Annotated in this window: 18 protein-coding genes; 7 read left to right on the top strand and 11 right to left on the bottom strand. The window is 74.2% G+C overall.

Features of this window, described 5'->3' with window-relative positions; translation table 11 throughout:
- Window positions 1–37: 37 nt before the first annotated feature.
- A complete protein-coding gene (locus tag ACFYXE_RS17050) occupies window positions 38–667 on the top strand; it encodes a MarC family protein (RefSeq protein WP_361178570.1) in 630 nt (209 codons plus the stop codon).
- Between the two features lie 32 nt (window positions 668–699).
- Here ACFYXE_RS17050 and ACFYXE_RS17045 read toward each other — a convergent pair whose 3' ends face one another.
- Together ACFYXE_RS17045 and ACFYXE_RS17040 are read right to left on the bottom strand one after the other, a co-directional pair.
- Window positions 700–1,968 (bottom strand): ion channel protein, encoded by a 1,269-nt coding sequence (locus ACFYXE_RS17045; protein ID WP_389313144.1) that lies wholly within the window; start codon window positions 1,966–1,968, stop codon window positions 700–702.
- 8 nt (window positions 1,969–1,976) lie between these two features.
- Window positions 1,977–2,435, bottom strand: coding sequence for a hypothetical protein (locus ACFYXE_RS17040; protein WP_389313142.1), 459 nt, complete (start codon window positions 2,433–2,435; stop codon window positions 1,977–1,979).
- A 155-nt stretch (window positions 2,436–2,590) separates the two neighbouring features.
- Here ACFYXE_RS17040 and ACFYXE_RS17035 point away from each other — a divergent pair, with 155 nt between their 5' ends.
- Window positions 2,591–3,439, top strand: coding sequence for a Scr1 family TA system antitoxin-like transcriptional regulator (locus tag ACFYXE_RS17035; RefSeq protein ID WP_389313140.1), 849 nt, complete (start codon window positions 2,591–2,593; stop codon window positions 3,437–3,439).
- Window positions 3,399–3,680, top strand: a complete 282-nt coding sequence (locus tag ACFYXE_RS17030; protein ID WP_389313138.1) for a DUF397 domain-containing protein — start codon at window positions 3,399–3,401, stop codon at window positions 3,678–3,680. Before ACFYXE_RS17035 ends, ACFYXE_RS17030 begins: the two co-directional genes overlap by 41 nt.
- On the opposite strand, the gene ACFYXE_RS17025 is transcribed toward ACFYXE_RS17030, so the two are convergent.
- Complete coding sequence (locus ACFYXE_RS17025; protein ID WP_389313136.1) at window positions 3,657–4,355, bottom strand: class I SAM-dependent methyltransferase; 699 nt, start codon at window positions 4,353–4,355, stop codon at window positions 3,657–3,659. The two genes, ACFYXE_RS17030 and ACFYXE_RS17025, sit on opposite strands and share 24 nt — an antisense overlap.
- Window positions 4,356–4,508: 153 nt before the next feature.
- On the bottom strand, window positions 4,509–4,949 hold the full coding sequence (locus tag ACFYXE_RS17020; protein ID WP_389313134.1) for a hypothetical protein: 441 nt from the start codon (window positions 4,947–4,949) through the stop codon (window positions 4,509–4,511).
- A 228-nt stretch (window positions 4,950–5,177) separates the two neighbouring features.
- Between ACFYXE_RS17020 and ACFYXE_RS17015 the strand changes: the two genes are divergently transcribed.
- Window positions 5,178–6,494 carry a multiprotein-bridging factor 1 family protein gene (locus tag ACFYXE_RS17015; protein WP_389313132.1) on the top strand — a complete coding sequence of 439 codons (1,317 nt, stop codon included), beginning with the start codon at window positions 5,178–5,180 and terminating at the stop codon, window positions 6,492–6,494.
- Window positions 6,495–6,536: 42 nt separating this feature from the next.
- On the opposite strand, the gene ACFYXE_RS17010 is transcribed toward ACFYXE_RS17015, so the two are convergent.
- From ACFYXE_RS17010 to ACFYXE_RS16995, 4 genes are all read right to left on the bottom strand, one after another.
- On the bottom strand, window positions 6,537–7,511 hold the full coding sequence (locus tag ACFYXE_RS17010) for an SGNH/GDSL hydrolase family protein (protein WP_389313130.1): 975 nt from the start codon (window positions 7,509–7,511) through the stop codon (window positions 6,537–6,539).
- A gap of 93 nt (window positions 7,512–7,604) precedes the next feature.
- Window positions 7,605–8,789 carry an abortive phage infection protein gene (locus tag ACFYXE_RS17005; RefSeq protein ID WP_389313128.1) on the bottom strand — a complete coding sequence of 395 codons (1,185 nt, stop codon included), beginning with the start codon at window positions 8,787–8,789 and terminating at the stop codon, window positions 7,605–7,607.
- A gap of 132 nt (window positions 8,790–8,921) precedes the next feature.
- Entirely contained in the window at window positions 8,922–9,287 is a 366-nt protein-coding gene (locus ACFYXE_RS17000) for a PH domain-containing protein (RefSeq protein WP_389313126.1), read from the bottom strand.
- Between the two features lie 47 nt (window positions 9,288–9,334).
- The gene (locus tag ACFYXE_RS16995) at window positions 9,335–13,234 is read right to left on the bottom strand and encodes a BTAD domain-containing putative transcriptional regulator (protein WP_389313124.1); all 3,900 of its coding nucleotides are present in this window, start codon (window positions 13,232–13,234) and stop codon (window positions 9,335–9,337) included.
- 247 nt (window positions 13,235–13,481) lie between these two features.
- On the opposite strand from ACFYXE_RS16995, the gene ACFYXE_RS16990 reads away from it, so the two are divergent.
- Window positions 13,482–14,750 carry an MFS transporter gene (locus ACFYXE_RS16990; RefSeq protein ID WP_389313122.1) on the top strand — a complete coding sequence of 423 codons (1,269 nt, stop codon included), beginning with the start codon at window positions 13,482–13,484 and terminating at the stop codon, window positions 14,748–14,750.
- Between the two features lie 150 nt (window positions 14,751–14,900).
- A complete protein-coding gene (locus tag ACFYXE_RS16985; protein ID WP_361178555.1) occupies window positions 14,901–15,101 on the top strand; it encodes a hypothetical protein in 201 nt (66 codons plus the stop codon).
- 22 nt (window positions 15,102–15,123) lie between these two features.
- Here the strand turns inward: ACFYXE_RS16985 and ACFYXE_RS16980 are convergent, their stop codons facing one another.
- Window positions 15,124–15,870 (bottom strand): DUF4232 domain-containing protein, encoded by a 747-nt coding sequence (locus ACFYXE_RS16980; protein WP_389313120.1) that lies wholly within the window; start codon window positions 15,868–15,870, stop codon window positions 15,124–15,126.
- Between the two features lie 267 nt (window positions 15,871–16,137).
- Between ACFYXE_RS16980 and ACFYXE_RS16975 the strand changes: the two genes are divergently transcribed.
- Window positions 16,138–16,659, top strand: coding sequence for a hemerythrin domain-containing protein (locus tag ACFYXE_RS16975; RefSeq protein ID WP_361178551.1), 522 nt, complete (start codon window positions 16,138–16,140; stop codon window positions 16,657–16,659).
- A gap of 58 nt (window positions 16,660–16,717) precedes the next feature.
- On the opposite strand, the gene ACFYXE_RS16970 is transcribed toward ACFYXE_RS16975, so the two are convergent.
- Entirely contained in the window at window positions 16,718–18,163 is a 1,446-nt protein-coding gene (locus ACFYXE_RS16970; protein ID WP_389313117.1) for a caspase family protein, read from the bottom strand.
- A complete protein-coding gene (locus ACFYXE_RS16965; RefSeq protein ID WP_389313115.1) occupies window positions 18,160–18,672 on the bottom strand; it encodes a hypothetical protein in 513 nt (170 codons plus the stop codon). The genes ACFYXE_RS16970 and ACFYXE_RS16965 overlap by 4 nt, the downstream gene beginning before the upstream one ends.
- Window positions 18,673–18,778: the final 106 nt, after the last annotated feature.

Below are 18,778 nucleotides of genomic sequence, written 5' to 3'. Positions count from 1 at the left end.
GGGCCCGATCCGGCAGGGATCCCGGCAGGATGCCCGGGTGACCGCTCTCAGCTATTCCGCCGCATTCATCACGTTCTTCTCCGTCGTCGGGCCGCCCAAGGTGCTGCTCGCCTTCGCCGGGCTCGCGCAGAACCACCCGACGTCCGAGCTGCGCCGCATCGCGCTCATCTCGTCGGCGGCCGCCGTCCTCGTCGGCCTGGCCACCGGCATCGCCGCGCCCTGGCTGCTCGACCTCTTCCACATCTCCACGCCCGCGCTGCAGCTCGCGGGCGGCATCATCTTCTTCATCTACGCCGTCGGCCTCGTCCTCGGCATCCACCTCGGCACCGAGGGCCCCGGCGACGACGCCCCCGACCTGGTCAGCGGGGTACGGCAACTGCTCATGCCGTACGTCGTGAGCCCCCTGGCGATGACCGCCGTACTGATCGAGGCGGCGGCCCGCGACTCCTGGTCGTGGCGCTCCACCGTCGTCGGCGCGTACGTCGCCGTGATCGTCGTCGACCTGCTCTGCGTGGTGGTCCTGGCCCGCGTCCTGCGCCGCACCCACCACGCCACGATCGAACTCCTGGGCCGCCTCCTCGGACTCCTGCTCGCCGCGGTCGGCGTCGACCTGGTCCTCGACGGCCTCGTCGCCCTGGGGGTACCGGTGGAGCGCCTGGGCCACTGACGCGGCGGTCCGGGGCGCCGGGCGCCGCTGCCTCAGCCCGCCGGGCGCTCCTCGTGGATCAGCATCTCGGGGCGCCCCGTGACCAGCAGCCACGCGGGCAGCACCGCCACGCACAGCACCGGCAGCAGCGCCAGGTCCATCACGACGACGGCGGCCGTGAACAGGCTCAGCCAGCCCTGCCGGGTGGTGGCAAGGAGGATGCCGAGCACGGCGCAGGTGATGGCCAGCGAGAGCGGCACGGCGTCGACGAGCGCGTGCGCGAGCATGCCGAGGGCGACGCCCACGAAGACCGCAGGGAAGATCCGTCCGCCCCGGAACCCGCAGGTCCCCGCCACGACGAGGGCGACCAGCTTCACCACAGCGAGCAGCAGCAGGTTGCCCGCGCCGTGCCCCTCGGGGTGCGCGGTCAGCTCCTTCATCTCGTCCAGGCCCTTGAACAGCGTCAGATGCCCGCCGAGCGCCCCCAGCGCCCCCAGCACGAGGCCGCCGACGGTCAGCATCACCACGGGGTGCCCGAGCTGCCGGAACACCCGGTGGAACAGCGGGAACGCGTACACCGCGACCAGCCCCGCCAGCGCGGCGGCCGAGCTGATCACCATCGCGGAGACCACGTCGACCAGCCGTGCCCCCGGATAGGGCGGCACGTCGATACGGAACGTCGGATGCGCCACGAGGACCGTGGTCAGCGCCCCCGCCCCGGCCGCCACCAGCGGCGCGAACAGCCGGTCCCACAGGGGCCGCGGGTCGTCGCCCATGACGATCTCGGAGAGGATCAGCGCCGCCGCGACCGGCGTGCCGAACAGCGCGCCGACGGTCCCGGCCGCCGCGAGCGCGACCCAGTCGGCCGCCCGCGAACGCGGCATCGCCTTCATGCCCAGGGCGTACGCCAGCGCGATGTTGATGGCGGTGATCGGATTCTCCGGGCCGAGGCTCACGCCGCCCGCGAGACCGATGACCACGGCCACCGCGATGCCGGGCAGCAGCCGCACCGGCAGCGGCGGATCCACCAGACCCGTCGTCGCCGGGTCGGGACCCGCGTGCCCCGGCACCTTCCACACCACGAGCCCCACGGCCAGGCCCACCACGGTGAGCATGCCGAAGATCCACCCCGCCGACGTCCCCGATACGCCCAGCGCGTCGGGCAGCCGCTCCCACAGGACCACCTGCAGCCGCTCGGCGACCCAGCTCATCGCCAGCAGCAGAAAGCTCGCCCCGGCCCCGACGAGCAGGGCCGGGACGACCAACGGCGCCAGCGCGCGGGCCTGCGGCGGCAGGGCCGTGATCCGCGCGGTGGCCGCCATGGGACGGGTCAGGGCCCGGCGACGTCGGAGCGGTCGTTGCACAGCGCCCAGATGACGAAGACGCCGATCGCGATCGAGATGAGCGCCCAGACCGGCGTGTACGGCAGCCACAGGAACTGCGCCACGATGGCGAGCGCCGCCAGCGCGACGCCGCTGGCCTTCGCCCAGCCCGCGCCCTTGAGGATGCCCCAGCCGACCACGGCGACCAGGATGCCGAGGACCAGGTGGATCCAGCCCCACGTGGTGAGGTTGAACTTGTAGACGTAGTCGCCGATGCGCTCGTAGACGTCGTCCTTCGCGATGCCCGCGATGCCCTCGAAGATGCCGAGGATGCCGTTCACCATCATCAGGACACCGGCGAACATCGTCCCGCCGGCGGCCCAGGCGGAGTCGCCCGCGGTGTTCTTGTGGTGCGCCTCGTGCGGCGCGGTGCCGGGCCCGGTGCCGGGTGCTGTCGCACCGCTCATGGCCACCCCTTTGATCGTGCGGTCAGGGACTCACAGCGTGGGCCGCCCCCGGGGCCGCGGCGACCGGGCCGGGGCCGAACGGGTGACCCTCCCGGCCACCCCGTCTTCCCCGATTCCACCCACCCGTACGCGACCGCGTCGTTACTCTGGGCGACATGGTCACCGCACGCGACCTCGACCCCAGCGCGTCCCCCCTGGACTACTACGGCTCCGAACTCCGCCGCCTGCGCGAGGCGGCCGGCCTCAAACAGGCCCAGCTCGGCGGCTGCATCTTCGTCACGGCGTCCCTGGTGGGCCAGATCGAGACGGCGAAGAAGGTCCCCACGAGAGACTTCTCCGAACGGGTGGACGCGGCACTCGGCACGGACGGCGTCTTCTCCCGCCTGGTGGGCCTGGTGCTGCGCAGCCAGTTGCCCCATTGGTTCCAGGCCTACGCCGAGATGGAGGCGCGGGCGACGTTCATCTCCACGTACCAGTGCCAGTTGGTCTACGGGCTGTTGCAGACCGAGCGCTACGCGCGTGCGGTGCTCGGCGTGGAACACCAGGAGCACCTCGACGAACTGGTGGGGGCACGCCTGGAACGGCAGCGAATCCTGCGCCGTGAAACGCCGCCCGCGATGCTCGTCATCCTCGACGAGGCGGTGCTGCATCGGGAGGTCGGCGGGCCGGACGTGATGCGGGAGCAACTGTCACGGTTGCTGGAGTTTCGGAACAGTCCCTGGTTGCACCTACAGGTCCTGCCCTTCACGGTCGGGCAACATGCCGCGGTGATGGGTTCCTTCACCCTGATCAGGTTCGGCGACGACCCTGACTTGTTCTACTCGGAGAGTTACGACTCCGGTCGCATGACTGCCAACCCGCAAGTGATCAGGGAGCGTTCACTCGGATACGCTCGCCTGCAAGGCGCGGCCCTCTCCCGAGAGGCTTCAGCCACGCTGATCGCTCGCGTGATGGAGGAACGATATGGGGACAAGGCGACAGCTCACCGGCATCACGTGGCGTAAGTCGTCGTACAGCGGAAGCAGCGGCGGTGAATGCATCGAATGCGCCCCCCTCCACGGCACGACGTGGCAAAAGTCGTCCCACAGCGGAAGCAATGGCGGTGACTGCCTCGAATACGCCCAAGCCCAGTGCAACGCCGCCGTCCTGATACGGGACAGCAAGCGTCCCGAAGGTCCCACCCTCACCGTCGACGCCGCCGCGTTCACCGCCTTCGTGAGATCAGCGGCGGCCCACCGCGTCTGACGGGAGCGGCCCGCGGGCCCGTACCATCAGCGTCCCCGTGGCCCCGGCCTCCGGTGCCGCGAGGACATGCGCGTCGATGTCGCGGAACCCGTGACGCGTAAGGATGTCCGCCCACATCGCCGGGGTGTACTGCCAGCGAAGGACGGTCAGTTCGCGTTCCCGGCCCGCAAGCCATTTCCCGCCCATCGGCTGAGGGCCGTACACGTCGGTGACGGCCTCGGCCTGGGAGAAGGCGAAGACGCCCTCGGGGTCGAGCCGCGCGGCGACGAGCGGGAGCAGCGTATCCGGGTCGGTGAACCACACGGCGCCCCAGACCGAGTAGACGGCGTCGTACGCGGTGGTGGTGGCGGTCAGGAAGCCGCATGCCTCGGCGTGCAGGAACGTGAGCCCGGTGACGTCCCGCCACCAGGTCCGCGCACGGCCGACCTGGAAGGCGGAGAAGTCGACGGCGGTCACCTGCACGCCCCGGCGGGCGAGGAAGACGGCCTCCGCGCCCTCCGCGGGGCCCAGTTCCAGGGCCTGGCGCGGCTGCCCGAGCAGTTCCGCGCCGGGACCGTGGCCGGGAAACTGGGTCCACTCGAACCGGTCGGCCCGGGGGCGGGGTTGTCTGCCCTCGCCCCGGAACGGCTTGTACAGATCCCAGTACTCGGCCCGCGTCGTCGGCGCGTGGGGCATACGGCTCCTCGGGAAGCAGGACGATCGGTGTCCATGGGGCTGGAAACCGTATCGGCGCTTCACGCGGCGCGCGGACGATCGACATGCCGTCATCCGGACGGGGGCACGACGGAGCCGGGGCGCCCGGCGCACCCCGGCTCTGCCCGTGCCGCCTCAGTGGCAGTCGGCCCCCGGCCTGCACGGCCCGCACTTGCCGTAGTCCCGCTCCCAGAGTTTCCGGTCCACGTCGAAACCGGCCTCCGCGATGACTTGCGCGGTGCGCTCGACCGAGCCGTCGTGCTTGAAATCGATCTCCGGGATGTGTTCCAGGAAGCGTCCGCCGAAGTGCTCGGCACAGAAGTCGCGGTAGTTCTTCGTGTCCAGGATGAAGACGTGGACCGCCAGATCCACCAAGCGGCCACAGCACAGCTCCAGCCCCTGTCCCCACTTCTCCATGGCCGTGATCAGGTACGAGACGGCTGCGCCGAAGAGGCGGTCGGCCATCACCTCGTCGACGGGATGATCCCGCATGAGAAGCAGGATCTCGCGGTCCCACACCTCGGGCCTCACGTAGTCCCTGGGGTCGCGGACCTGACGTACGACTGTCGGCGGCATGGCGCCCTCCACGTGTCGCTGGGCCGGACCCCCTCGGGCCGGCCTCTTCTCGTACGACAGCACCGGCGCAGCGTTCGACGTATTCAACTGGAGTTTTCTGCAAGCGATATGCGCGCTGCACACGGCATCGACGCCTGTCCCACCGGTCGCTACCGTGAGTGGATCCGGCCCTCGCGGTGGGGCCTTCCCGGCCTGGTGCACCCCAGAGCGGGGTTAGGGGGAGGCGCCATGCGCACCATCGACCCATTGTGGAGCTCCGCCCAGGTCCGCACTCTCGTCGAGCGGCGGGATCCCGGCGGGCTGGTCCGCCTGGGGCGTATCGGCAGAGGCTGGCGGCAGGCGGATCTGGGGGCGCGGCTCGGCCGTGACGCCTCCACTGTCTCCCGAATGGAGCAGCGCGGCGACCGTCCGGCCGACCTGGGACTGCTGCGCTCGGCAGCGCGGGAGGTCGGAATGCCCGTGCATGTGCTGGGTGCGGCACTCGGATTGGGCGGCCTCGCTCCCACTAGAGTTGCGGCCGATGGTCCATGTCGCGCCGAGGAGGACCCCATGCGCCGCCGCTCACTGCTCGCCGCTGCCGGGCTCGCGGCCCCCGCGCAGCTGCTCGTCGGCGTGGACGACGCGCTCGCCGTCACGCCGCCGCCGACGGGCTCCGCCGTCCCCTTCGACACCAGGCTCGCCCGGGCACGGTCCCTCTTCGACGTGGGCAAGCACGGCGAACTGCTGGAGGTGCTGCCGGGGCTGCTGGCGGACGGCCACGACGCCGTGCGGTCCCGCAGCGACCTGTCGCACGCGCGCCTCTCGGCCTGCTACAGCCTTGCATCGCAGGTGCTGGTGAAGATCGGGCGGTACGAGCGCGCGCGACTCACCGCGGACCGCGCCACCGTCTACGCCGGCCTCTCCGGCTCCGCGTTGGTCGCCGCGGCCGCGGCCCGTGAGCTGAGCATCGTCCTCCGCCACCAGGCACAGGCCGCCACCGCCCAGCGGGTGATCCTCGACGCCGTGGCCGGCATCGAAGCGACCGGGCTGAGGAATCAGGCCCAGGCGGCGGCCTACGCGCAGATGCTCTGCACCACGTCGTACACGGCCGCGCGAGCCGGTGACCGGGACCAGGCACAGGCCATGATCCGTGAGGCCGCACAGGCCTCGCGCGGCCTTCCGCACCAGGCACCGGCCGGTCGGCTGTTCGCCCTCACCCCTGCCGCCGTGACGCTGTACGAGGTCGGTGTGCACTGGGCGCTCGGGGACGCCGGAGCGGCGCTCCGAGCGGGTCGCACGCTGCGTGCGGGCCAGTTCGCCACGGCCGAGCGCAGGGGCCGGATGCACACCGACCTCGGGCGCGCGTGGTGGCAGTGGGGCAAGCCCGAGCAGACCGCCCAGGAACTCCTCGCGGCACTTCGCGTATCACCGGGCGAGGTTCGGGACCGGCCGGCCATCCGTTCGATCGTCGGCGATCTCGCCGAGCGGCACCCCCGGGTCAGCGGTGTCCGTGAGCTCGCCGGGGCGGTCGGCGACCGCCGAGGTGCCGACGGGCCGCGAGGCTGACGCCCCGGACGTACTCCGCGATCCGCGGACAGGAGCACTTCGCTAGGACGCCTCCGCCACGGTCCGGGTGATCTCCGCCGTCATCCGGCGGATGCCCGGGGAACGGACCGGGCAGGGGCGGGACTTCGATGTCGTCGGGGCCAGGCAGAAGTGCAGGTAGTCGTCGCCCCGGTGGAGCGCCGTGCGGCTGTTGGCGCGGTCCGTGCAGTACGCCGGGTTCTTCGTCTCGTAGGCCGTGCAGGGCAGTTTCTCCGCCCAGGTGTACCGCGCCGACGCGGGGCTGACGGCCCGGCCCGCGTCGGCGACCAGGCCGCCGGCGTCCCCGGCCCGGCTCGCGTAGATCCCGTTGACCCGCCGCACGCGGTCCGGCGTGATCGGGTCGGGGCCCTGCAGCACCCACACGAGGCGCGTCCTGCCGCCCCCGGCGGACCGGATCTGCGCGGCGAGGCGGCGCGCGTCGGCCTCGTACCGGGCGAAGTACCGCGCGCGCTGCTTGTCGTAGGTGATGCCGTCCATGCACGGCGTGTAGCCCCACGCGTTGCCCCAGAACTGCAGCACCACGTAGTCCGGCCGCTCGGCCCGCACGAGGGCGGCGGCCTTGTCCTCGTCGGGGACCAGGGAGTCCTTGCCGGTGCCTTCGAGGTAGTCGCAGAGGGTGGTGCCGGAGTAGGGCGCGCTGCGGTAGCGGGCGCCGAGCGTGTCCCTCAGCTGCCCGCCGAGGGCGTCCTGGTTCTCCATGGCCAGGGAGTCCCCGAGATAGAGGACCTTCGGGGCGTGGGCGCGGGTCCGTGTGCGCGGCTGCGCGGCGGCGCGCCGCCGGGCGGGCGCGGAGGGGCCGGCGCTCTGCCGCCCGCCGGCGTCCGCGTCCGCCTCCGTACCCGCCTCCTTGCCGGCGGCGGCCGACCCGCGCGGCGCGTCCGGGACGGGCGCGGGCGCGCCGTCCGCGGACCCGGGGTCCCCGCACGCGCCCAACAGCAGCGCGCCGACCAGCACGCCCGCGCTCCACAGCCTTCGCATGCGGCAACTCCCGCCCCAGACAGCCGAAATGGCCCTCAGGCAAACACACGGGCGAGAGGGAGGGAAGGCATCCGCCCGCCAACTCCCCGGCCGTCACCGGTGGGCCGCCCGCTCGAAACGGCGGGCCAACGCGCGGAAGGACTCCTTCGGCTCCCGGTGCCAGGGGGACTCCGGGTCGTCGGGGCGCTCCCTGACCGCCTTGGTGAGGCCGTAGCTGGCCATGTCGAGGTCGTGCCGGGGGTCGTCGGCGCGGTGCGGGAGCTCGGGGCTGACGAAGTTGTAGACGAGCGCCGCGTGCAGGCCCATGGAGTCGAACACGTCGAAGACGTCGAGCAGGTACGCGGCCTGCGTGCGCTCGCTGCGCCGGAGTCCCGGCGCCGTCTCCGGGGGCTCCTTCGTGTAGTCGACGGCCTCGCGCCAGCCCATCCCGCCGTCCCGCGGCGCTCCCTCGTACGTGCAGGACCCGCACTCGGTGATCGCCACCGGCCTGCCCCACCGCTTCAGCGGCGCCAGTTCCCCGACGTGGCCGGCCCGGGTGCGGTGGTAGCCGTAGTAGTTGGCGCTGACGACGTCGAAGAGGGACCAGTCGACCTCCTCGTCGTGCGCGGCCCCGTAGGTCAGCGGGCCGCGGAAGACGGAACGGCCGGTGCGGGCGGCCCGCCCGACGACCCGGCGCAGTGCGCGGGCCATGTGCACCGGGTCGTAGGCGCCTTTGAGGAGGTTCTCGACCCGCTCGACGGCGTCGGCGCCGGGCACGATCCCGGGCACGAACAGCACGAACTCGCAGCCCACGCTCAGGTACACGGCCGCGCCCTGCCGGCGCAGCCGTTCGGCCCGGCGGCCGGTCTCCGCGAGGTGGTCGAGGATGTCCCGCTCCGGGACGTCGCCCAGGCGCGGCTGCAGCCAGACGTGCAGGCCGTGCTCGGCGGCCTCGGACGCGGTGGCGGCGAGGCGCTCGACGCCGGTCCCGAAGACGGAGACGGAGCTCGCGTGCAGGTCCCGGCGGACGGCCCGGATGTCCCGGCGCATCCGCGCGGCGTTCCACGCGGTCGCCGCGGACTCCCCGTCGCCGACCTCGTAACAGACCCCGCGGTGGGTGAGCCCCCGCCGGACCCCCGGACCGGCGGCGGGGGTCCGCCCCGGTCCGGGGCGGACCGTCGCGTCGGCGGCGGCCGCCCCGGACGCGGTGAGCAGCCCCGCGCCCGCCGCGGCGGCGCCGAGGGCCCCGGCCCCCGCTCCCGCCAGGAACCGTCCCCTGCTGATGCCGTCGTACCGCATGGCGCCTCCCGTGGCCGATGTCCCGCGACGGACGTGCCGCCGTCGCGGAGCACCAGCTTCGTGAGACGGGGCCGCCCGCCCATCGGTCTTCGGTCTACGGACCGGCGACGGAAGTCGAGGCGGGAGAGGCCCCTAGCGCGCGACGAACTGGGTGAGGATCGCCTGCACCTCGTAGATGTCGACGCCCTTCGTGAACGTCTTCTGCAGCGGCGTCGGATTGCTGGAGATCCAGATCTTCAGCTCCGCGTCGAGGTCGAAGTGCCCGGCCGTCTCCACCGCGAAGTGCGTGATGCTGCGGTACGGGATCGAGTGGTACTCGACCTTCTTGCCGGTGATCCCCTGCTTGTCGATCATGATCAGGCGGCGGTCGGTGAACAGCATGGTGTCGCGTATCAGCGTGTACGCGGCGTGCACCTGCTCCCCGTGACCGAGCAGGCGCGCGTACTCGCCCTGCGCCTTCGCCGGGTCGACGGTGTGCGCGTTTCCGAACAGTGCCATGTGGCCCCCCACTGGATGAGTTTCGAATGTCGAATTTCGTACGAATCCTAACGGGGGCTGTCCGAAACGTGTTTGGGCGGCGGGGTCGACGGCAGGTCCTCGGGGCGCAGCCTCGTGCCGCGCTCGAACGCCGCCGCGAAGCCGGCCCCGCCCAGCGCGGCCCGCGCCGCCGCCGTGATCCGGTCGACGTCGCCGCGTTCGGCGGGCGGCAGCGGGGCGCCCACGCTCCTGCGGGCCGCGTCCGCCGCGCCGAGGAGGAGCGCGGCGTGCTCGGCGCCGGGGCCGGCCGCGGCCAGGGCCGCCGCGCCCGCCAGGCCCTCCAGGGAGAGCGCGAGGGCGCGGGGCTCCCCGAGGGTGCGGGCGATGGCCAGGGAACGCAGGTGGTGGGCCTCGGCGTCCCCCCGGTCGCCGCGCAGCTCGGCGGCGAAGCCCAGTTCCGCGTGGAGCAGGTGGTCGCCCGCGGGCGAGGACACGTCGGCGTGCCGGTCACGGATGCGGAGCAGGCGGGCCTCCGCGGCGGCGGGGTCGCCCGCGCGGCGGGCGCCGAGCGCGAGCCCCATCTCCGCGTGGATCTCCCCGTACCGGTAGCCCTGCTCGACGGCCAACGCCCGCGCCTGCTCGTGCAGTTCGTCCGCGCGCCGCCAGTCCCGCGTGAGCAGCGCGAGGCGACCAAGACCGGAGAGCCGTGCCGAGACCTCCGCCGCGAGGCCGAGCTCACGGGCGATGCGCAGGCCCTCGTGCTGGCGGCGGGTGGCCCCGTCGTAGTCGCCCTTGATCTCGGCGAGGACGGCGAGCGGGGTGACGGTCTGCAACTCCCCCCACTCGTCGCCGAGTTCCGCGAAGAGCCCGGCCGCGCGCTGCCCGTCGCGGCCGATGGTGCCGAGGTCCCCGCGGATCAGCGCGTGCATCGCGCGCAGCCCGAGGGCGGCGGCGGTGGCCCACGGGTCGCCGGAGGCGGTGGCGAGCCCGAGCACGTGCGCGTTGAGCTCCTCACTGGCAAGCGGATCCCCCGCGGCGAAAAGCCCGTGAGCGAGGAGCCAGAGGGCGCGGACGGGGTGGGGGGTGGGTGCGGTGGCGGTGTCGGTGACTGGGTGGGTGCCGGGGGCTGGGTGGGTGCCGGTGCCGGGGGCGGCGTGGGCTTCGGGGGAGGGGGCGGTGCCGGTCAGGAGGGTGAACGCCTCGTGGAGGAGCCTGAGTTCGCGCAGGCGGTGCGGGGCGATCCCGGTGCCGGACGCGGCGAGGGCGTCGAGCACCGCCGCGAGGGCGCGCCGGGCCTCGGTCAGGCGTCCCCGCAGCAGCCACCACCAGGCCAGCGCGGCGGCCAGCCGTACCGCGTCGCCCGCCGGGTCGTGCCGGGTCGCCCGGTCGAGGGCCGCGCGGAGGTTCCCCGCCTCGGCGTCGAGCACGCCGAGCCACGCCCGCTGCCCGGCGTCCCGCAGCCGCGGCTCGGCCCGTTCCGCCAGGTCGAGATAGTGCCGCAGGTGGCGTTCGCGTCCGCGGGTCGGATCCTCCTTCTCGTGCAGCCGCTCCATGGCGTACGCGGCCACGGACTCCAGGAGCCGGTAGCGCGGCGCGGTCCCGGCGGGCCCCGGCACCATGACGACCAGGGAACGGTCCACGAGCCGGGTCACCAGGTCGAGGACCTCGTCGCGGGCCACCCCGTCGCCCGCGCAGACCGCCTCGGCGGCGTCGAGCGTGCAGCCGTCGCGGTGCACGGCAAGGCGGCGCAGCACGGTGCGTTCGGGGCCGCCGAGCAGTTCCCAGCTCCAGTCGATGACCGCGCGCAGGGTCTGCTGGCGGGCGGGGGCGCCCCGCCGCCCGGAGGTGAGCAGGCGGAAGCGGTCGCCGAGCCGCTCGGCCAACTTCCGTACGCCGAGGGCGCGCACGCGGGTGGCGGCCAGTTCGAGGGCGAGCGGGATGCCGTCGAGCCTGCGGCAGATCTCGGCCACGGCGTCGGCGTCCTCGCCCCGGTCGGCGAGCGGGAAGCCGGACGCGGCGGCGCGGGCCGCGAACAGGCTGACGGCGTCGGCGTCCGCGAGCGGCTCCACCAGGAACACGGCCTCGCCCGTGAGCGCCAGGGGCTCCTGGCTGGTGGCCAGCACGCGGAGGCCGGGCGCGGCGCGGAGCAGGACGTCGGCGAGCTCGGCCGCCTGCGCGACGACCTGCTCGCAGTTGTCGAGGACGAGGAGGAGACGGCGGTCGCGGAGGGCGGCGGCGAGCCGGTGGACCGGGGAGGGCCCCGCGGGGCCGGGGGACCGCCCCGGGGCCCCGGAGGGCGTGTCGTCGCGGAGGCCGAGGACGGCGGCGACGGTCTGGGCGAGATCGTCGGGGCTGGTACGGCCGTGCTCGCCGCCGACGGGCGCCGGTCCGTTCCGGCCGGTGTCCCCCCGGTGCCCGGCGAACTCGACGAGCCAGACGCCGTCGGGGAAGCGGGGCGACTCGGGGAGGCCGGCGCAGGCCTGCCGACGGCTCGCCGCCTCCAGGGCGAGCCGCGTCTTCCCGACGCCACCGGGCCCGGTGAGCGTCACGAGCCGCGCCCCGCCGAGCAGCCGCCCGACCTCCCCGACGGCATGCCCTCGGCCGACGAGCGGGGTGAGCTGGGCGGGCAGGTTGGTGCGGGGAGGAGGAACGAGACCGGGCGGGACGGCGCCCGGTCTCGGGACGGCGGCCGGGACGATGGCCGGGGCGGCCGGACCGGACGGGTGGACCTCACCGCTTGGGCCGCTTGGACCGCGTGGGCTGCTTGGGCCGCTTGGACCGCGTGGGCTGCTTGGGCTGCTTGGGCCGCGTGGGCTGCTTGGGCTGCTTGGGCTGCTTGGGCCGACGGGACCGCCCGGACTGCCTGGACCGCCGGGACTGCCTGGACTGCCCGGACTGCCGGGACCGCCTGGACCGCCGGGACTGCCTGGACCGCCGGGACCGCCTGGACCGCCCGGGCTGTCCGGGGCGCTCTGGTCCGCGTGGGGTGCCGGGATCGGCGGGCCCGTCGGATGCGCCCGAGCCGAACCGTCCGTCTCGTTCCCCCGCCCGGTGAGGGTCACTCCGGCCGTCGGGTGCGCCGAGCTCGCCGGGGGTGACGAGTCCGCCGGGGGTGACGAGTCCGCAGGAGGTGGTGAGTCCGCCGGGGGTGACGAGTCCGCAGGGGGTGTCCGGAGCGGTACGGGGGCCGTCGGCGGGGGCCAGGTCGTCGGGCCCGGCAGCGGCAGGGCCAGGGACGGGTCCTGGCGGAGGATCGCCTCGTGGAGGGCGGTCAGTTCCGGGCCGGGGTCCAGGCCCAGCTCGTCCGCAAGGCGCCGCCGCAACACCCCGTACGAGGCGAGCGCCTCGCTCTGCCGCCCCGCGAGGTACAGCGCGCGCACCTGCACGGCCCGCAGCCGTTCCCGGAGCGGATGCCGCGCCACGAGGTCCGCGAGCTCGCCCGTGAGCAGCATGTGGTCGCCCGCCGCGAGGCGTGCCTCGGCCTGCTCCTCCAGCACCGCCAGCCGCTGTTCCGCCAGCCGGTCCGCGGCGGCGCGCACGAACTCCTCGTCCGCCAGGTCGGCGTAGGGCGCGCCCCGCCACAACTCCAGCGCGGAGGTGAGGAGGTGGGCCCGCACGCGGGGGTCCGGCCGGTCCCCGGCCTCGGCCACGAGCGCGCGGAACCGGTCCGCGTCCACCTCGTCGCCCGCCGCCGGATCGACACGCAGCCGGTACCCGGGCGCCTGGTGCACGACACGGTCGCGGCCGAGCGCCCGGCGCAGCTGGGAGACCTTGGACTGCAGCGCGTTGGCCGGCCGGCCCGGGGGCGACGCGCCCCACAGGTCGTCGATGAGCCGGTCGGCGGAGACCGGCCGCCCCTCGTGCACCAGGAGATCGGCGAGCAGCGCCCTGACCTTCGCCTCGGGGACCCGTACCGGTTCCCCCTCGCCGTCCCACACCGCCAGTGGACCCAGCACCCCGAACCGCATGCGGCTCACCGTACACAGCGTGTCCCCGGCGGAACCTCCGCCGACGGTCCGCCGACCTCCGCCGACCTCCGCCGACGTCCGTCAGCGGACCGTCAGCGACCCCGAAGCGCCCGCGAGCAGAGTCGCATCCGACCTCCTCCGTCCCCTCCGTGACGACGGTGGGGTCGCCGGGCCCAGCGGGTCCAGTGGCCACCGCTCCCCGCACCCGCAGACGTACCCGCACACGTACCGAAAGGACCTGACCGTCATGCGCACCGAAGAGGTCACCGCCACCGCCCAGAACCAGGACCAGGACCAGGACCAGAACCAGAACCAGGACCAGAACCAGGACCGGGCCGGGCAGTCGGACCGGCAGAGGCTTCCGCTGCTCGCCCTCCTCGCGCTGGCCACCGCCGTCTTCATCACCAGCCTCACCGAGACGCTCCCGGCGGGCCTGCTGCCCGCGATGGGCGCCGACCTCGGCGTCGGCGAGTCCGCGACCGGGCAGACCGTCACCGTCTACGCCGTCGGCACCGCCCTCACCGCCATACCGCTGACCGCCGCCACCGCGGCCTGGCGGCGCAAGCGGCTGCTCCTGGCGGCCATGGCCGGCTTCGCCGCCGCCAACACCGTCACCGCGCTGTCCGGCGACTACCTGCTGACCATGACGGCCCGTTTCGTCGCCGGGGTCGCCGCCGGGCTCGCCGCCGGGCTCGCCTGGGCGCTGCTCGCCGGGTACGCCCGCCGCATGGCGCCCCCGCACCTCCAGGGCAAGGCGATCGCCGTCGCCATGGCGGGCATCCCGGTCGCGCTGTCGCTCGGCGTCCCCGCCGGCACGTTCCTCGGCAAGGTGGTCGGCTGGCAGGTGGCGTTCCTCGCGATGACCGGGCTGACCGTGGGCCTGCTCGCCTGGATCGCCGCGGCGGTCCCCGACCGGCCCGGCACGGCGCGCGGCGCGAAGACCCCGGTGCTCGGCACCCTGCGCGTGCCCGGCGTGACCCCGGTCCTCCTCGTCACCCTGGTCTTCGTCCTCGCGCACACCGTCCTGTACACGTACATCGCCACGTTCCTCGACGAACTCGGCATGGGCGACTCGACCGACCTCGTCCTGCTCGTCTTCGGCGCCGCCTCGCTGGTGAGCATCTGGGCGGTGGGCGCGCTGATCCACCGCAGGCTGCGCGCGCTGACGCTCGCGAGCGTGCTCCTGGTGGGCGTCGCCGCCGCCGTCCTCGCCGTCTTCTCCGACCACCACGCGCTCGTGTACGCCGCCGTCGTGCTGTGGGGCCTGGGCTGGGGCGGCGCCCCCACCCTCCTGCAGACCGCGGCGGGCGACGCGGGCGGCGACGCGGCGGACGCCGCCCAGGCCATGCTGGTCACCCTGTGGAACGTCGCGATGGCGGGCGGCGGGGTCTTCGGCGGCGTCCTGCTCGGCCTGGTCGGCACGTCGTCCTTCCCCTGGACGATCCTGCTGCTCCTGGTGCCGGTCCTGCTGGTGGTCCTCGCGGCCCGCAGGCACGGATTCCCCGGCCGGTCCTGAACGCCCGGGAGCGCCCACGGGTGGCAGAACCCCGGTGGACGTACACCTGTTGTCGACGTACGCCGGTCGACGTACACGTGTCCGACGCACAGTTGGCCCACGAAATCCGGTCTGAGAAACTCGCCTTCCGTACGAGGAAGGGGAAGGCCGATGATGATCGTCCTGCTCGGCATCGCGGTGTTGACGGCGGCGGCGGGCCTGGGGGCGGTCGTCTGGGCGGCCCGCGGCGGCCCGCGCTGGGTGCGCGGGGTCGCGAAGGTGACGGTGGTCTCCGCGGAGATCGTCGCCTCGGCCGCCAAGAAGAACGGCAGCGGGCGCAACCGCAACTCGGGCAGCAGCGGCGGCGATTAGCCCCACCGCCGGGGGTGCCGGATCAGAAGTCGTCGACGCCGTCGCGGAGTTCGTACGTCCAGTAGCCGGTGAGCGCCTTCGCCGGGTCGACGGCGACGCCGCCCCGGCCCGGGGCCCGCACCGACGTGGTGCCGCCGCTGCCCTGGAGCGTGACGGAGAAGGCCGAGACGGGCTCGTTCGGCTCGTCGACGCCTCCGTCGGACAGCTTCACCGGGGCGTAGGCGGGCGCGCCGGGCCGCAGCACGACGGGGGCGGCGGGCCTGGTCCTGGTGACCACGGGCACGTCCGCCTTGTGGCTCTCCAGGAACTGGATGAGCGGGTAGCCCGTCAGCGTGCAGCTGTGGCCCGAGGTGTTCTTCGCGGTCAGGACGAGGTGGGTGGAGGGCGGGCCGCCCTGGCGCGCGGCGCCGATGACGACGTCCTCGGTGGTGCAGGCGGGGGCGGCCCGCTGCGCGCGCCCGGCGGAGGACCGCGCGGCGGAGGCGTCGCCGGAGGAGTGCCTGCGTACCGGTCCCCGGGCGGCGGCCCCCTTTGCCGCGGTCCCCTTTGCGGCGGTCCCCTTGGCGGCGGGGGCCTCTCCGGCCGCCGGGCCGTCCGTGCCGGGACCGATGGACCGCGAGTGGACGCCGGCGGCGTGCGTCCCGCCGGCCTCGGGCCCGGCGGCGGCCCGCGCGTCGGCGCCGCCCCCGCCGCAGGCCGTGAGGCAGAGCGCGGCGACGGCCGCGCCCGCGGCGGCGAGAACGGTGGAGCGGCTGCGGAACGTACGCATGGGATGTCCCCCGGAAGTGAGGGCGCGACGGCCGTCCGTTCCGGGACGACCAGCGCCTGACCTGCTGACCAGCCCCACTCTGCCCGCGCCCGCTCACGTTCCGCTGCCGCCCCGCTCACGTCCCGCTGCCGCCCCCGCCGCGCGGGTCGGGGGCCCGCCCGCGTCCCCCGGGCGGCCCGGTTCACGGACCCGCGCAGGGGTATCCGTCCTGTCTGCCCGGCACGTACGACCTGTCTGCCCGGCACGTACGAAAGGACGAGAGCCGCCATGACCGCAGCAGCACCCCACAGCAGCACCCGCGACGTGGTCGACCTGATCCTCACCGACCACCGCCGCATGGAGGACCTCTTCCGCGAGATGCGCAGCGTGGAGGCGGACAGGGCCGCCGCGCTGCGGGAGTTCGCGGCGCTCCTCGTCGCCCACGCGGTGGCGGAGGAGGCGGAGGTCTACCCGGCCCTCAAGCGCTACAAGCACATCGAGAACGACGAGCTCGAACACGGCGAGGAGGAGCACGACGACGGCAACAGGGCGCTGCTCGCGCTCCTCGAAGAGGCGGGCGACGGCACCGGAGTGGGCACGGACGCCTGGGACGAGAAGCTGGAACGACTGGTCGAAGCGGTGGCCCACCACACCGACGAGGAGGAGCGCACGATCCTCAACGGCGCCCGCGAGAACGTCGCGATGCCCCGCCGCGAGGAACTCGGCGAGGCGTTCCTCCGCGCCCGCGACGAACAACTGGACGCGTCCTGCGGCACCATCGACCACGTCCGCAAGCTGGTCGACGGCTGAGGAGGGACGACCCCGGCGGAGCCACCCGTGGCCGCACCGGTCTGAACCGGCCGCCCTCTCACCGCAGTACCACCCGTGCCGGGGACGCGGACGGGAGGTGGGCGCTGTGGATGGTGCCCGCCGGGTCCACCGCTATCCAGGGGTGGCTCACGAACGTCTGCTGGAGGTAGGACTCCTGCGGGGCGAGGACGCGGTAGAGCTGGGGCTGGCCCTGGTAGTCGAGCCAGTAGAGGTGCAGGGTCCGCGGGGAGGCGTTGGAGATGTGCAGGTGGGTGCTCTCGTCGGCGCTCACCGAGCGGAGTTCGGCGGTCATCGAGGCGGGGAGCGCGGGCAGTTCGGGCCAGTCCAGGGGGCTGCCGGTGGGCGGGGCGCGGTCGGGCCAGACGCGCGGTGCCGTGCGGGCCGTCCTTGCCCAGTGCAGGGCGCCGCGCCGCGCGGCCCCGGCGGTCGGGTGGTCCGGGGCGAGCAGACGGCCGCAGTCGTGCACGATGACCCCGTAGAGCCGTTCCGCGCTCGCGGGGTCGCCGCCGATCCCCGTCCAGTCGGCGTAGCACTGGCGCAGCCGCAGCGTGTAGGGGTGTGCGGTGCCGAGCCGGGCCGCGGAGTCCGCGACGAGCGCGGCGTACGCGCGCGTCGCGCCTGCCGGGTCCCCCTCCCGGCCCCGCGCGGCCGCCTCGTCGGCGCCGCGCACGAGGTCCGCGAGCTCCGCGCGCTCCCCGGGCCGCATGTCCTCGACGGGCGGCCCGGACGCCGGGTGCGCGCGGTTGCGGGCGATGCTGATCCGGCCCGCGGTGTTGCGGTTGCGCAGTTGCGGCAGCGGTCGTGACTTGACGACGAGCCGGGTGCGCACCTCCCCGTAGAGCGCGTCCATGGCGAGGAATTCGGGGGCGCCCGCCACACCGTCGCGCAGCACGGAGACCAGTTCGCCGGTGAAGGCCGTGTACGGCTCGTCCGGCGGCGCGAGGGCCTCCGCCGTCTCCGAGGAGGCGGTCAGCAGGCAGGTGCCCTCCACCACGACCTGGTCGGCGATCCTGGACCGGCCGCCCATGGTCCCGATGAGCGCGCGGCCGCTCCAGCAGCAGTCCAGGACGATCAGCTTGCGCCGGGCCGGGAAGGAATGGGACGCCACGATCCGGCGGACGTATTCGTAGCGCAGCGCGGTGTCGCCGCGTCCCTGCCGCGAGTCGGGCAGGGAGAGGTAGAGCTCCTCGGTGTACGGGTCCACCAGGCCGTGGCCCGCGTAGTAGAAGACCAGGGTGTCCTCGGCGAGGGCGGCCGCGTCCTCCAGCGCGTCCAGGACGACCACGGGGTCGGCGGGCTGCTCGACGAGCGTGCACCGCGCGGCGGGCACGCCCCAGATCCGCGGGTCGGCGAAGAGCTCCGACAGGGCTTGCAGGTTCCGGGCCACGGACGGCAGGTCGTCGTGGTGGGTGTAGGTGTGGACGCCGACCAGCACGATCCGGGACTTGTCGGGGTCCGAGAACGAGTCGGGGGGCGTGCTCATCGGGGCTCGCCCCCGCTGTTCCCGTCCCCGCTGTCCCCGCTGTTTCCGCTGTTTCCGTCCCCGCTGTCCCTGTCGTCGGGCGTGCCGGTGGGGGAGCCGGTGGGTGAGCCGTCGACCGAGGCACCGTTCCGCAGGCGCTCGATCGTCTCGCGGTCGGCCGTCAGCGTCCGCCCGTCGGCCAGCACCACCAGGATCTCCGGGGCCGAGGGGCGGGAGTTGCGCCAGCTGAGCACCGAGGTCAGCAGGGAGGCGAGGGCCAGCGAGTTCGAGACGACGAGGTCGATGATCTCGACGGCACCGCCCATGCGTCCGTCGCCGTGACGGCTGCCGTCGCCGTGACCGGTGCCGTCACCACCACCTCCGTCACCGCCGCCGCCGGCCGTGTGGTCGCGCCGGACCGCTCCCGCGAGCCCCGGATCCGCGTCGAGCCAGCGGCCGAGCGACGCGATGCCGCCGCCCGCCCCGGCTCCGGGACGGGAGGATCCGCTGTCCACCAACGTGACGTACATCCGCCGCCCCCGGCCGTTCCCGCGCTGCCCGGGCCTCAGATTAGGCTCCGGCCGCCGCTCCGCGCAGGACCTTCGGCAAGTCGCGCGACGCGGGCAGGGCGTCGCG

The sequence above is a fragment of the Streptomyces sp. NPDC002564 genome (assembly GCF_042889645.1).
Classification (GTDB): domain Bacteria; phylum Actinomycetota; class Actinomycetes; order Streptomycetales; family Streptomycetaceae; genus Streptomyces.
The sequence above is the reverse complement of the archived record's forward strand: the minus strand, read 5'-3'. Positions and strand labels throughout refer to the sequence as shown.